This window comes from Flavitalea flava, from assembly GCF_054461575.1.
This window is the reverse complement of record NZ_JBTLQH010000045.1, coordinates 36,699-51,591: the sequence shown is the minus strand read 5'-3', so window position 1 is coordinate 51,591 and position 14,893 is coordinate 36,699. Positions and strand designations below refer to the sequence as shown.

Here is a 14,893-nt window from a genome sequence, read left to right as displayed (position 1 = left end):
TAAAGCCTTATCCCTGCTGAATCAACTGCCAGCCTTTCAGAATTTTATGAAGTCTAACGGAGCTCTGGCCGGGCTCTTTGGTTTGCCAGGTAACTATGCAGATCCGCAGGCATTGGTAGGATTACAAACCCGTACCCAAATAAGTCAGCTCATCCAAAGTCAGGTAGCGGCGGGTGGGGCCGGAGGGGCGGCGGCATTGCAAACAAATATCCAATCGGCGCAAAGCCAGTTAGATGGTTACAAAGACAAGTTAAATAAACTCGGGCAAGGAAGTGGAGATATCGACATGCCTAATTTTATGGTTAATACGCAAAAGACCAAGACTTTCTGGAAACGATTGGAGTATGGGGTCAACTTTCAAACCTCCAGGAATAGCCAATATTATCCGATGGTTGCCGATCTGGGTCTTTCTGTTGGTTACAGATTGGGACATGGCAATATCCTTGGTTTTGGATTAAGTTATAAAGCTGGCCTTGGAAATGGATGGAATCATATAGCTTTTTCCAGTAACGGAGGTGCAATAAGATCGTTCCTGGATATAAAATTAAAAGGGAGTCTTTTTCTCTCGGGTGGCTTTGAGTTAAATCGTACGCTGCCCTTTTCTTCCATACAGCAATTCCGGGATATGACTTATTGGACGAAATCGGGGCTTTTTGGAATAAGTAAAACAATTTCGGTAAAAAGCCGGGTGTTTAAAAAGACGAAGATCAGTTTACTTTGGGATTTCCTTAGCTATTCACAAAAACCACAGACCCAGCCTGTTTTATTCAGGGTTGGTTATCATTTTTAAAATAACTCCGTATAATACTTTAATTGTATACAATGTTTTTTAATATTCGTAAACTAAGCTTCGTGCGCGCAAATCGAATTATGGTTACACATTCCTCCCAGATTGTCATTTTACTTTTTATTATTTCCTTCAGGCTGTCGGCACAGGGAATAAGCCTGCCGGCAAATCACTTGTTACCGGTTGTTATGGGCCCTTCTCCAACAGCGGCCTCCTTGGGTAAATATGGTCAATGGCCAGTGAATTACTATACGGGCATACCTAATATAAGTATACCCATTTATGAAATTAAGTCTGGCGATATAGGCCTGCCTGTGTCTTTGAGTTACCATGCTGGTGGGATTAAAGTGGAAGATATTTCATCCTGGATGGGAACAGGATGGGATCTTAGTGCCGGCGGTGCCATAACACGGACGATGGTAGGCCTTCCGGACGAGCAATACGGAGGTTTCTATTATAATTATTATAACCATGTGAATCAGATTAAGACTTCGTATAATCTAAATACAAAGGCGGACTGGAATTTTTTTAACTCAGTAGCAAATTCAGTATTTGATTCAGAGCCAGATATATACTATTTTAATTTTGCGGGATACTCTGGCAGATTCTTTTTTGATACGTCAGGCACTTTTCATGCTATCCCTGAGAATTCCTTGAAAGTCGTTAAAAACCCCTTTCTTTCTGTATACAATCATTGGGAGATCCAGGATGATAATGGCACCACCTATATTTTTGGACCGGGTGATGACAATACGACTACAGAGGCTGGAAAGGAATACTCCTGGACCACCGGCAGTTCCAACGATTTGGGTGATGTGCGCAATCCCGTAGCTACCGCCTGGTATCTGACGGCCATTATTTCAAAGGAAAAAACGGATACAATCTCCTTGCAATATACCTCTAAGTTTGAATCTATAACCAATCCAAGATCGCAGTCCTATGACATCATAAGTAATTTTGCTACAGTCAGTAATTGGGCTTCCTCTCACGCGGCCGATATGGCAAGTATACAATTTCCTTATTACCGTGTGACATTCAGCCAGCCAACCGGCCGGACCCACCGGGGCAATACTAACCTTTCCAGCATTACCTGGAGAGGTGGTACTATTCAGTTCACTGCGGGATTGAGCCGACAGGACCTGGTATGGGCGGGTGCTACATCCGGAACTATGCTTACCAATATGCAGGTCAAATCCATGAACAACCAGGTTATTAAAAATTATAATTTTTTATACAGTTATACCAATAGCAGGTATTATTTGAATACGATGAGGTTAATGGATGGCGCTGGAAATAAAATAAATGATTACTCTTTTAATTATTACTCTCCTCTACCCGATAGAACTTCTTATGCACAGGACCACTGGGGATATTACAATGGTGTCACCGCCAATACGGACCTTTTGGTAACAATCCCCTCCCTTGTAAGTAATTTGCCAATATATACCGCCCATGCAGACAGGACCAGCAATGCCTCCACCATGGTATATGGCAGCCTCTACCAGATAAATTATCCAACAGGGGGTAGAACTCAATTTGAGTATGAACCCAATCAATGTGACGGTTCTTCAATACAAACATTGGATCCCGGGGTAGTGATAAATACAAATGTCATCGGAGGATTACGAATAAGGAGTATCAAGAATTACGCTGATGCCGGCTGCACATTGGTGTCAGCGCGTTCCTTTCAATATTCAACGGGCAATCTTCTCACTGCGCCGTCCTATAATCATTATTTGGAAAACAACATAGAAAGTTATGCTACTTGCCAAAACCCTCCATGTCCTATAGAATGTTATTTTTTTGCCCGTCTTCTTGAAATCACCAGTACCAGTCAAAATATATTGGGCTTTACCCAAGGGGCCACAGTTGGGTATACCACCGTTACAGAAAGATATGCAGACCTCAATAATAATGATAACGGATATGCCAAGTACACTTATTCTTACTCGCCGGATATCGGTAATAACTTTAATTTAAATGTTGGCTATTGGCAACCGGCTAATATAAATGCACTAAATCGAAGTTACCCGGCGGACGAATACGAATACAAAAGGGGCATGCTGCTTTCTGAAACGAACTACACCCGGTCTCCTGACGGCAGCTATTTCCCCGTTAAAAATGTACAACATGATTATAATTTCAACGATGGGAATGCTGGAAACCGCTTCTTTCAAATGAAGGCTTTAAGAGTTAAAGGTTTGCGATTTGGAGGCTATGGCTGTGCCCAATGGAATACGAACGGAAATACTACAGGTATTGATGATTATTCCAAAGACTTCGGATTCAGTTATTATAATGTTACGACTTCCTGGGTGCAAAAAACAGCTACGACCACCACCACGTATGACCAAAATGGGCAGAACCCGCTGACTACCCAGGTGAGCTATGCATATAATAATTCCTTGAACCTGCAGCCTACGACAATTAGTACAACTGATAGCAAAGGCAATTCCCTTATGACTGTCAATAAATTTCCAAATGACTTTGCTGCCCCGCAGGGATCACCTCCCAATATTTACAATATGATGGTCAGCCAGAATATGATTAGCCCTATCATATCACAAACAAAATTCGTTAATGGTGTTCAGACAGAGGCTCAAATTAACAATTATGGTTTTTCCGGACCCTCGAACAACCTTATCCTGCCTTCCAGTATTCAGACACAAATGCAAACTAATCCTCTTGAGGCTAGGGTTAATTTTTATTCCTACGATAATTACGGGAATGTCCTGGAACAGTCTAAGACCAATGATGCACATGAAGTGTATCTATATGGCTATAAGTCATTATATCCCGTGGCGAAGATCATAGGGACCACATATACTGCTGCCAGCTCATATGTTACACAAGCTCAGTTGGATAATGCTTATAACCAGACTGACTACCAGTTCAGGGGTTCATTAAATAACCTAAGGACGAACCTGACCGGTGCACTGGTCTCTACTTATACCTATGCCCCATTATTGGGGGTTACCGGGGAGACGGATCCGTCGGGCAAACAGAGCATTTTTCAATATGATAATGCGGGTAGACTAAATATTATCCGGGATAAGGATAGCAATATCATAAAGACAATAAGTTATTATTATGCAGCATCGTCAGGCGCCTGTACCGGAAGCAATGTTTATTATAGTTTCCCTCAATCCGGCCTTTATACGAAAAATGGCTGTCCAAGCGGTTTTGTTGGTAGTTCAGTGTGGTACACGGTGCCTGCCGGAGCCTACGCCTCGGGGATTAGCCAGGCTGACGCTGATTTAATAGCAATGAATCAGGTCAGTACCAACGGTCAGAATTATGCCAATGCCAACGGCAACTGCATTCTTCCGCCACCTCCTTCAGTGACGATGTCGTGCAATAATACCGGCGGATTCGGACCTTATACTGAGGTGTATATCAATACCAGCACCAATCTGCAATATACATTTACGGTAACGGCTGCCGGTGGGACATTGGGAACCATACCCCAGGGTACCTATAATCTTACCATCACAGCCGATCCCAGCCTGGGAACTAGTATTTTTCAGGCGGGCTGTAATTCCCTATCGAAGAGAGGAACTACCGCTACTTTTACCAATTTGAGCGTGACGTCCACCGCCTGCAACCAGACAATTATTTCGGTGCTTTGAGTTATTTCGATTAAATAATTACAGATAAGATCATCTACATAATGAAAAATACTATCCTACTGTTACTATCCTTTCTTGTATTCCTAATAGCATCTGGTATGACGGAAGCTGGCAGATTGCCAGGAGGCAACACCACTTTATCGCCAGGTAGTATTACTCCATCGACGATTACCATTGTCACAGGTACCAGTCCCGGATTATTCACGGCCAATGCGGCTGTAGGAGGAACATGCAATGGAGTCTACGATTATTTATGGCAGCAAAGCTCAGATGGATTGAATTATACTACGGTCACAGGGGTTGCCAATGGGCTGAATTATGCGCCAGGAGTACTCAGTGTTAAAACCTTCTATCGGCGAAGGACGAGTTGCGGATCTGAGACAGTATATACCAATATAGCAATCGTTTCCATCGGGACTATTCCATCGTCCGTCGATCTAAGTTATATTTGTACCAGGAATATAACAAAACCTGGCATAACCGATATGGTGACGGCTAATCTGTTAACTGATCCGATTGTTGTGCACCAGAATACTAACTATGTGGACGGGTTGGGAAGACTGGTTCAAACAGTAGATCGCCAGGCCACTCCTCAACTGAAAGATTTGGTTAAGCCTGTTGTGTACGACGGATTTGAAAGGGAATTTACCAGGTATCTACCGTATGTATCCCCCTCCGCAGATGGCAGTTTTAAGCCCAATATGCAGGCCGAACAAACCGCATTCAATGCGACACAATTTCCAAATGAGCAGTTTTATTACGGTCAAACTGAATACGAAGCATCTCCCTTAAACCGCCCTTTAATCCAGTATGAACCGGGTAACAGTTGGGCAGGAGGAAGTAGGGGTATAGTGATTCAATACCTGTTAAACACCGCTGCAGATAGTGTGCAGATCTGGAATATTGCCATAAATACCGGGGGCCTTCCTTCGAACGTTGGAATGTACGTTCCGGGCTCTCTTTATAAAAACGTGTCCATCGATGCGCAGAATAATCAGGTGATTGAATATAAGGATAAGGTAGGACATGTTGTACTTAAAAAGGTGCAACTATGGAGTATGCCTGCCGCAGGACCTTCGGGTTGGCTGAATACATATTATGTATATGATGATGTGGATAATCTTAGGTTTGTGCTGCAGCCCAGGGCAGTTGAATTGATCAACACAACGGCTACCAATTGGGTTATAAGTCAGTCCATAGCCGATGAACTTTGTTTCCGTTATGAATACGATGCCCGTAAGCGAATGATTATTAAAAAGGTGCCCGCTGCCGGAGAAGAATGGATGGTCTATGATAGCCGTGACCGGTTGGTGCTAAGTCAAGATGGTTTTCTTCGGCTCACCAACCAATGGCTGTTTACCAAATACGATAACCTGAACAGAGTAGTCGTTACGGGATTATATTCAGATATTACCTATACCACGCAGAGTGCAATGCAGGCCTATCTCGTTTCCCAGAACCTCGGATTGTATGAGACGTATAATACTGCCATTTTAGGGTCTTATACGCTTTCCAACAGCTTTCCGGTGACCACCAATACCAACGTACAACGCTATTTATATTACGATGATAACGTCTGGACAAGGTGGTTTGGGTTCGCCGCACAAAAGGCGAATAACTATGACAACCAGTTTGCCACTCCCAGCAATACGGTTTATCCCTATCCTCAGTCTCTGACCCAGAGTACCCAAACCAAAGGATTGCCAACGGGTAGCTGGAACCGGGTAATCGGTAGCCCTAGCAGCGGAATGGTGACCGATATCTTCTATGATGACAGGAACCGGGTCATTCAGAGCCTGCAATATAATATTGCCTTGGGTATCGACACGACCACCAACCAGTATAGTTTTACCGGGCAGCTGCTGCAATCGATAACCACACATCATACCAAGCTAACCAATATTCAGACCCATATTGTTACGTCAACGATGAACTATGATGCTGCTGGCCGGTTACTGACGGTCAACAGGTCCATGTCTAGTTTGGTGGGTGGCCAAACCTATACCAAACCTCCCCAAACAGTTTTAACTAACACCTATAATGAGCTGGGGCAATTGCAGAATAAAGGTCTGGGAGGAATAGACAATCTTGCCTATCAATATAATATCCGGGGATGGTTGACTGGGATTAATAAACTGTTTGTTGAAAGTGGAGGAGCTAATTATTTCGGCGAGGAGTTGGGTTATGATAAAGCAACAATCGGAAATCTTCCCACCCAGGTTCCTCAGTATAATGGAAATATTGCTGGTGCTGCATGGAAGAGTGGTGGTGATGGAATAGGACGAAAATACGATTACAAATATGATGTAGCCAACCGGCTCACCCGAGCTGAATTCACCCAAAATACCAGCGGTTCAGGCTGGGATGCCAATACCTTGAATTTTAGTGTTTGGGGGTTTGACCAGGATAACGGGTATGGAATGAAATTTGATGCCAATGGTAATATTTTGTCTATGATCCAAGCAGGATGGAGGCTGGGGAATTCCAATCCCATAGATGCTTTACGATATAAATATGTACCCAATACGAATAGACTTCAGCAGGTAACCGATGATTATAATGACCAGAATTCCAATTTGGGGGATTTTCATTATAATCCTGCTACCAAGGGAGCAACGGATTATACATATGACGGTGCCGGGAGTCTGGTGACTGACAATAACAAGGGGATCACCAGCATTACCTATAACTTCCTTCATCTGCCTCAATCTATCACGATACAAGGGAAAGGTGTGATCAACTATACCTATGATGCGGCCGGTAATAAGCTGAAGAAAGCAACAATTGATAATACTGTTTCCCCTACTAGGAAAACCTACACCGATTATATCGGCAGTTTTGTTTATCAGAATGATACTTTGCAATTCATTGCCGAGGAAGAGGGTAGGGCTCGTTGGGCTTTCCATAAATACACGAACGGGACTTCGGTCTATAGTTTTGAACATGATTTCATGGAGAAAGATCATTTAGGTAATACGCGTGTCATTTTGACGCAGCAAAAGGACACGGCCAGTTACCTGGCGACCATGGAAGGAGCTTACCGAAATACGGAAAATGCGTTATTCTATAATATTCCCGGAACAAGTGTTGCACGTAGTACTGCTTTAGGATATCCGGCGGACCTCACGGTAACCAGTCCAAATGATAGTGTGGCCAAATTAGATGGTGTTTCCAAGAAAGTGGGACCGAGCATTATCCTTAAAGTAATGAGCGGTGATATAGTGAAATTGGGGGTTCAGTATTATTTTAACGCTATAGGTACAGATGGCTCGAATCTCTCTGCCTCAGATCTGCTTACTTCCCTTGCCTCGGGAATCGTTTCGCTAACTGGCGGAGCTCACGGCTCATTGTCCGACCTGACAGGTGCGGGAAATCCCTTAACTGCAGTCCTTACCAGCTTTCTTACTACGAAAAATTCGACGCTTTCCGGTAAACCTTCGGCCTATCTGAACTGGATCCTGCTGGATAATCAGTTTAATTATGTTAGCGCTTTGGGGCAAAGCGGAGCACTTCCTGTATTGGCAGGGGGCACAAATGGCGGTATTCTCCAGGATAAACTAGCAAATCCTGGGATTCCAATAAAAACTAGTGGATTTTTGTATATTTACGTGAGTAACGCCACTCCAAACTGGCCCGTGTTCTTTGATAATCTTAGTGTAACTACATTTAGCGGTCCGATGCTGGAAGAAAATCATTATTATCCATTTGGGTTGACAATGGCGGGGATTAGTGATAAGGCGCTGAAGACGAATTACGCGGAGAATAAGTATCGGTTTAACAAAGGATCTGAGTTGCAGAATAAAGAGTTCAGTGATGGCAGCGGGTTAGAGTTATATGATACCCATTTCAGACAACTTGATCCGCAACTAGGCAGATGGTGGCAGATAGATCCCAAACCTAACGAATCAGAAAGCCCATATACTTCAATGGGAAATAATCCTATATTAAGGAATGATCCTTTGGGGGATACCCTTGATTTTCCTGGTGCAACCGAGAAATTTATTAATCAATTTTTTGAGGCGTATCAGGGTTTAGTAGATCATGGCGTAGGAGATAACATATCGGCACTGATGGACGATCCTACGCATGTTTCAATTTACGAGCAAACGGATGAAGATGAACCAGATCACAGTTCAGATATTTCACCAAAAATCTCTTGGAGCCCAATAAATGGACTATTTCTCAATGATGGAATTATTCTTTCTCCTGCTACAAATTTAGATCATGAGGCAGCCCACCAGTTGCAAAGGATAACACACCCTGATCAATATGCCAATGATAGGAAAACGCCTGATAAAGATTATGGTAATAAGGAAGAAAAAAGAGTAATTGCCGGTCGGGAACAAAAAACAGCCCGAGCGCTTGGAGAAATAAAGAAGGGTCAGGTAACTCGAAAAAATCACAATGGCGAAAATGTTACAACTACTGGACCAACAAGTCACAAAATAGACCGAACGAACGAGAAAAAAAATATCGATAACATAAAAAAAATGCTGGAGGAGAAAGGCCAGTATCACCCACATCCGGGTGATGCTGGCCCCGCAGATAAGAAACCTAAAGTAAATAACCAAGAACAATAATAAATATGAAAGCTATTATTGGTTTAGTATGTCTGATTATTTTGTCTTCAATGTCTTCGTTCGCTCAAAGCAATAATAGGGACTACATTCTTGCTTTAAGTGTTGAACTGTATATGAATACAAGCTTTTCAGTCCCGTGTGATAATTTTGCGACAATGTTTAAGTCTAGCTTGCACGCAGGTAAAATATCGAATGCTGATACATTGGCTATGTTTTCTTCTTTTGTGAGCAAGGTAAAATATGCCAAACATGATAGAGGGATAGATGTACGACGAAAGTTTATGTATGAGTTAAATGGAGTAGATACAACAATTGTTTGTTCAAATGAATTCGATATATTAGTAGATGGTAGGTTGATTAAACGGAACAAGAGATTTATGGCCTTTCTTAATTCCATGGTTCGATAGTGGGAATGGCCAGTAAGAGCGGAATGCTTTCCTTAATCGTAGACATCTCTTCTATGGCCGATAGTGAGAACAAAGACGGTGAGGATATTATCTTCAATGTTATAGATAACGCGATAGTCTCCGATTCTTACTCTGTAGCCGGGACGGCCTTTTAGCTTTTTGCAACCGGGCGGCCGGGGATCCTGTTCCAGTTCCATCATTTTATCTTCAATACGGGTAGCTACCGCATTGAGTAATTTATCCATCCGATTGCAATGACTGTAACGATGATGTGGACATCGTGGATCTCCTAAATGACCCGGTAATCGCCGGTACGGATGCGGTAGGCATCGCGTCCTTTTAGCTTTTTGCAGCCGGGCGGCCAGGGAAACTGTTCCAGTTCCATCATTTTATCTTCGATACTGGTGGCAACGGCGTTACCAACGCTGGGATCTAATCTGCTATCACCGGCAGCAGCTTTTACGGCGGTTATTTTCTTTTAGCGGCAACTTCTTCTACTCATCCCGATCTTCGCATAAAAGACGGGCAGGGGCATCTTATATAGCAGACCACCTGTATGCCATGCAAACGGCCACTCTTTGGGATGGGCCAAGTGCTGGTTCGAATCCAGTCCTGGCCACAGTCTTGGACATCCATTTTTTCTTTCAATAGAAAAAGGAAAATCGCCTATCTTGAAGGCTGGAAAGTTCTATGAATATACAAATATCCGAACGCCCCAAAAATGGAGGGGTGTTTAAAAAGGGTTTGGTAGTTATTACCCGTTCGGGTTATGTATTCGGGTTGCAAATGAGTGGGATATCTGATAAGGCGTTGAAGGGTAATTACGGTGAAAATAAGAATCGATATAATGGAAAGGAACTTCAGGATAAAGAATTTTCTGATGGAAGTGGGTTGGAAGAATACGATTATGGGGCAAGGTTTTATGACCAACAGATTGGATGGTGGAATGTTATAGATCCTTTGGCTTATAGGATGCGTAGATTTTCTCCCTATAATTACCCGCTTGATAATCCTATTAGATTTGTTGACCCGGATGGGAGGAGCGCAGAAACAACTGGGTCGCAAGTGAGTGGTCCTACTACCGATTTTTTTAACCTATTAGGTAAACTGGTAAAACACGTAGACGACGGAAAAACCGATAAAATACTTGTTTTTACGACAAGTAAGAAAGAAACCGACGTAGATGCTGCAATTAATAATGGTAATATACTAAATGCTCCAAATAATGAGGTTGCGAATAGGTCCGAGGGTGCATATAATAATACAGAGGCAAATGGGAAAGAGAATTATTTTGTCGTTGGTAAACAAGGAGGTATTTCCAAAACTGTTGAAGGATCTGAAGGTGATGTAAACCATGCTACAATTTCAGAAGCCAAAAAAGATTTACTGGCAAAGGGAGATATGTTTTCCAATGATGTGCATACGCATCCGAAGGAAAAAGGAGAAGATGGGAATTATAAAAATTTTGAGTCTCCTAACCCTTCTGATGCTGATAAAAAAGGGACTTTGGGTAATACTATAAACGTTATATTAGGGTATCAACCTGTTGAAAATCTCCCCAGCCCTAATACTATAGGAGGAACTACAACGGTTGATGCTGTAAGAACAGTAGGATTTTATAATTCGGGAGGTAGTATGCGAACTATTGACCGATACTGAGTCTTATACTAAAGCGTAGCCGTAAACCGTTCGCTAACCCACCTGGCTGTTTCTACTCACGAAAATTATTGGGCAAGTTTCAGTTTTCTAAAATATGCAGAGGATATACACTAAAAATATTAATAATATTTAAATTAAAAGTTGTATAAAAGTAGTAAATCTTCCTTTTAAAATTATTGCTATATGGAATGGCATTAATTTAAATTGATTCAACGCTGAATAGCTGGCGTTCTATGAAAAATTAGAAGTTTAGGTGGAATCCTTAATTTGTAAATATCATTTAAATTTCTCCATCAACCCCATCATATCCGCACTGATCTTATGATCCAGAATTTTTGCATAATGCTGCGTAGTCCTCAAATTCTTATGGCCAAGCATTTTTGAAACCGTTTCCATTGGAACGCCATTACTAAGTGTGATCGTTGTAGCAAATGTATGCCGGGCTATATGGTAGGTAAGGTTCTTCCGAATCCCGCATAGATCGGCAATTTCTTTTAGGTAAGCGTTCATTTTTTGATTGCTCAATACCGGTAGAACCTTATCCGTAAGCAGACATTGGGGGTGTTCTGCATAAAGGGCAAGGATTTCAAGGGCCTTGGGTAGGAGGGGAATCCGAGATAGGGTATTTGTTTTTTGCCGGTTGGAAAATATCCATTTCCCGCCATCGATGCCGGTACTTATTTCCGACCGTTTCAATTTCTTTACATCTGCATATGCAAGACCAGTGTAACAGCTGAAAAGAAATATATCCCGTACATGATTCAGCCGTTCTATTGGGTATTTCTTATTTCCTAAATCCTGTAATTCTTCTTTAGAAAGAGCATGGCGTTCCACTTCCTTTTTTGCCATACTGAATCCGGAGAAGGGATCACGGAGCAACCAGCCGTTTTGCAAACACCGTTTGACAATCTTCCGGAAATTAGCCAGGTACTTCATGGTGGTATTATGATCGCAATTCCGGACGCTTTTAATCCAAAACTCATATTCCGTAATAAATTCGTAGTCCAGTTTCCGAATGTCAATGTCCGAGATCTTGTACTTCCATTCCAGAAAAGACCGGGTATGTTTAAAGGAGGTGATATACCGTTCCAGGGTGCCGGGAGCATATCCTTTTCCAACCAAAGCGGCTATTTGATCATTATGGTGCTGGAATATTTCCATTAACATACGTGGCCGGTCGTTCGTATCTCCCTGACCCGTCAGAATATTTCTTATGGTTTCGGCAGTGATCATCTTATTCTGATCAATCAACCTTCTTTTGATTTCATAGACTTTTTCCTGCAAGGTTTCCAGGTAGGCATTCAGGTTTTTAAAAGTTTCTTTGCTGCCCGTGGCCCTTTCCGCATGTTGATTCCACCGGAGCGGATCGCATTTTCTTTTCGTGGATAGTTCAACGGCAGCTCCATCGACAGTAATACGCAAATAAATGTGAAACTCAGCTGTGACAATTCCCTTTGGCTTTTTAAGGAAAAAAAGCAAACCAAAACTCTGCTCAATCATGACCCATTGCTTTTAAGATGATAAAATTACGATTTACTAACAGTCCCGCATAAACTTTAAAGTTCATAAAACGTTAATAATAAATGCGTTACAAAGGTTTAAACGCGTAAAATGGAGTAAAATGAAATACACCACGAATGACGCGTTTAAATACATCGAAAAAGGAGGATAAAACCAGGGAAGAGTAAAATGCAAAAAGCCAGCAAACGGTTGTCGTTGCTGGCTTTTTATCTTTTAGTTAATCTGACTTAACTGTTATACGCGGAGAGAGAGGGATTCGAACCCCCGGAAGTGTTACCTTCAACGGTTTTCGAGACCGCCACATTCAACCGCTCTGCCATCTCTCCGGTTGTGTATTGCCAGAAATACCGGTTAGTACCGGTTCCCTGATAATTTTGGGGCTACAAAACTAAGCTTTTTACGGTTAATATGCTGCGGGAATTGCCGCGGAATAATCTAATTCTTAAAGAATTGCCTGCTAAACCATTACATTTTTATAGTTTTGAGCCTTAATTTCCTGAATCAATGGCTACCGGAATTGTCCTGATCATCGACGACGAAGAAAAGTTGCGGACCCTGCTGGCACGGATCATCCGCCTGGAAGGGTTCACCGTACTGGAAGCAGAAAACCTGAAGACCGGCACCCGGATATTGGAAAGGGGTGAGATCGATGTTGTTCTTTGCGATGTAAAACTCCCCGACGGCAATGGGGTAGAGTTTGTCACCAATATCAAATCCCGGTACCCTGCACTCGAAATCATACTACTGACTGCGTACGGAAATATTGCCGATGGTGTTAAAGCCATGAAGAATGGTGCTTTTGATTATATCACCAAAGGAGACGACAATGACAAAATTATCCCTCTGCTGAACCGCGCCCTGGAAAAGGTGCAATTGCAAAAACGGGTCGATCAGCTGGAGCAGCAGGTGGGTAAACGCTATACTTTCGATGGGATACTTGGCCATTCTCCGCTTATCCTGGAAGCAATTACCCTGGCGAAGAAAGTGGCGCCGACGGAGGCCACCGTATTGCTGCTGGGAGAAACCGGTACCGGTAAAGAGGTTTTCGCCCAGGCCATACATCAAGGGAGCAAACGGGTTGCCAAGCCTTTTCTGGCCCTTAACTGCAGCGCCTTTGGAAAAGAGATCCTGGAAAGCGAGCTTTTCGGACACAAAACAGGGGCGTTTACAGGTGCTGTCAAGGACAAAAAGGGGCTGCTGGAAGAGGCCAATCTGGGAACCTTATTCCTGGACGAGATCGGAGAAATGCATATCGATCTTCAGGCAAAAATATTACGCGTCCTGGAAACCAGTGAATTTATAAAAGTTGGGGATACCCGCTCTACAAAAGTAGACGTCCGCATCATTGCGGCCACTAACCGGGATCTGCAACAGGAAGTCGCTGCCGGAAAGTTCCGGGAAGACCTTTTTTATCGCCTCAATGTGTTTACTATTCCGCTGCCCTCCCTCCGGGACCGGAAAAAAGATATCCCCCTCATCGCAGAATTTTATCTTCGCCTTTTTACCCTAAAAAGCGATCAGCCTATCGAAGGTATGAGCAAAGAATTCCTGGAACACCTGCAGCACCACAACTGGAAAGGTAATATCCGGGAACTGAAAAATATAATCGAACGCGCCGTCATCCTTGCCGACGGCCCTCTGCTCACCGTAGGCAATCTGCCCACAGAACTCCAGGTGACCTCTTTCCAAAATCATGGCCCCTTATCTGCCTTCGATCTGGCAAGTGTAGAAAAATTGCATATTCAACGGGTTATGAACCATACCAAAGGTAACAAGACCGAAGCTGCCCGCCTGCTCAATATCGGCTTGACAACCTTGTACCGGAAAATTGAAGAATACAAGATCAACGCTGTCGAATATAAATAGTCCGTTTCAGCAGTTTTGTGCCGGGTTTTATCATTTTGACAGGGTCTTTTTTCATTTCGGCAGGGTGTCTCCTGCCCTGATTTTACTGTCTTTTATAGCGAAAGAGGCTTGAAAGCCAAGCCTGTTCTGAATCCTGGCTCTCCCATGCCTGTCTTCCCACCTTTAGGCATTTGTTTTGGAAATGGATGGTATCCCGATGGAACAGTTCCCGGGAAGATTAACTCATTCAAATACCTTAAAACAAACCCCATGGTGACAGCAATTCTTTTTTTATCCGGGCTGATCTGTTTCGCCCTCTTCTTCAAGTCCATAGACTTTTTTGAAAAAATGTAAAGCCCAAAAATATACAACTATGATGACGGCCCTCTTTGTTTTATCGATCCTGGTATTTGGATACCTCTTGTATGTATTACTAAAACCAGAAAAATTTTAACCCGAAAATTG

The 14,893-nt window shown here is 42.9% G+C and carries 8 protein-coding genes, 1 tRNA gene and 1 pseudogene; 6 read left to right on the top strand and 4 right to left on the bottom strand.

Features of this window, described 5'->3' with window-relative positions; genetic code table 11:
- The 3 genes and pseudogenes from ACX0G9_RS26380 to ACX0G9_RS26370 form a co-directional block, all read left to right on the top strand.
- A pseudogene (locus ACX0G9_RS26380) lies at positions 1 to 790 on the top strand (hypothetical protein); the annotation flags it as partial.
- Positions 791 to 852: 62 nt separating this feature from the next.
- A complete protein-coding gene (locus ACX0G9_RS26375) occupies positions 853 to 4,416 on the top strand; it encodes a DUF5977 domain-containing protein (protein WP_459067968.1) in 3,564 nt (1,187 codons plus the stop codon).
- 98 nt (positions 4,417 to 4,514) lie between these two features.
- Complete coding sequence (locus tag ACX0G9_RS26370) at positions 4,515 to 8,996, top strand: DUF6443 domain-containing protein (RefSeq protein WP_459067967.1); 4,482 nt, start codon at positions 4,515 to 4,517, stop codon at positions 8,994 to 8,996.
- Positions 8,997 to 9,435: 439 nt separating this feature from the next.
- On the opposite strand, the gene ACX0G9_RS26365 is transcribed toward ACX0G9_RS26370, so the two are convergent.
- Entirely contained in the window at positions 9,436 to 9,648 is a 213-nt protein-coding gene (locus tag ACX0G9_RS26365) for a type II toxin-antitoxin system RelE family toxin (RefSeq protein WP_459067966.1), read from the bottom strand.
- 445 nt (positions 9,649 to 10,093) lie between these two features.
- On the opposite strand from ACX0G9_RS26365, the gene ACX0G9_RS26360 reads away from it, so the two are divergent.
- Positions 10,094 to 11,062, top strand: coding sequence for an RHS repeat-associated core domain-containing protein (locus ACX0G9_RS26360; protein ID WP_459067965.1), 969 nt, complete (start codon positions 10,094 to 10,096; stop codon positions 11,060 to 11,062).
- Between the two features lie 276 nt (positions 11,063 to 11,338).
- On the opposite strand, the gene ACX0G9_RS26355 is transcribed toward ACX0G9_RS26360, so the two are convergent.
- A complete protein-coding gene (locus ACX0G9_RS26355; RefSeq protein ID WP_459067964.1) occupies positions 11,339 to 12,562 on the bottom strand; it encodes a site-specific integrase in 1,224 nt (407 codons plus the stop codon).
- A 262-nt stretch (positions 12,563 to 12,824) separates the two neighbouring features.
- A tRNA-Ser gene (locus ACX0G9_RS26350) sits at positions 12,825 to 12,909 on the bottom strand.
- A gap of 178 nt (positions 12,910 to 13,087) precedes the next feature.
- On the opposite strand from ACX0G9_RS26350, the gene ACX0G9_RS26345 reads away from it, so the two are divergent.
- Complete coding sequence (locus ACX0G9_RS26345; protein ID WP_459067963.1) at positions 13,088 to 14,449, top strand: sigma-54-dependent transcriptional regulator; 1,362 nt, start codon at positions 13,088 to 13,090, stop codon at positions 14,447 to 14,449.
- A gap of 92 nt (positions 14,450 to 14,541) precedes the next feature.
- Here ACX0G9_RS26345 and ACX0G9_RS26340 read toward each other — a convergent pair whose 3' ends face one another.
- Complete coding sequence (locus ACX0G9_RS26340) at positions 14,542 to 14,760, bottom strand: hypothetical protein (protein WP_459067962.1); 219 nt, start codon at positions 14,758 to 14,760, stop codon at positions 14,542 to 14,544.
- 41 nt (positions 14,761 to 14,801) lie between these two features.
- Between ACX0G9_RS26340 and kdpF the strand changes: the two genes are divergently transcribed.
- Positions 14,802 to 14,882, top strand: a complete 81-nt coding sequence (gene kdpF / locus ACX0G9_RS26335) for a K(+)-transporting ATPase subunit F (protein ID WP_459067969.1) — start codon at positions 14,802 to 14,804, stop codon at positions 14,880 to 14,882.
- Positions 14,883 to 14,893 lie beyond the last annotated feature (11 nt).

Coding starts and splice junctions, on each gene's coding strand:
- ACX0G9_RS26370 (WP_459067967.1), top strand. CDS start 4,515: ATGACGGAAGCTGGCAGATTGCCAGGAGGCAACACCACTTTATCGCCA.
- ACX0G9_RS26365 (WP_459067966.1), bottom strand. CDS start 9,648: ATGGATAAATTACTCAATGCGGTAGCTACCCGTATTGAAGATAAAATG.
- ACX0G9_RS26360 (WP_459067965.1), top strand. CDS start 10,094: ATGAATATACAAATATCCGAACGCCCCAAAAATGGAGGGGTGTTTAAA.
- ACX0G9_RS26355 (WP_459067964.1), bottom strand. CDS start 12,562: ATGATTGAGCAGAGTTTTGGTTTGCTTTTTTTCCTTAAAAAGCCAAAG.
- ACX0G9_RS26345 (WP_459067963.1), top strand. CDS start 13,088: ATGGCTACCGGAATTGTCCTGATCATCGACGACGAAGAAAAGTTGCGG.
- ACX0G9_RS26340 (WP_459067962.1), bottom strand. CDS start 14,760: ATGGACTTGAAGAAGAGGGCGAAACAGATCAGCCCGGATAAAAAAAGA.
- kdpF (WP_459067969.1), top strand. CDS start 14,802: ATGATGACGGCCCTCTTTGTTTTATCGATCCTGGTATTTGGATACCTC.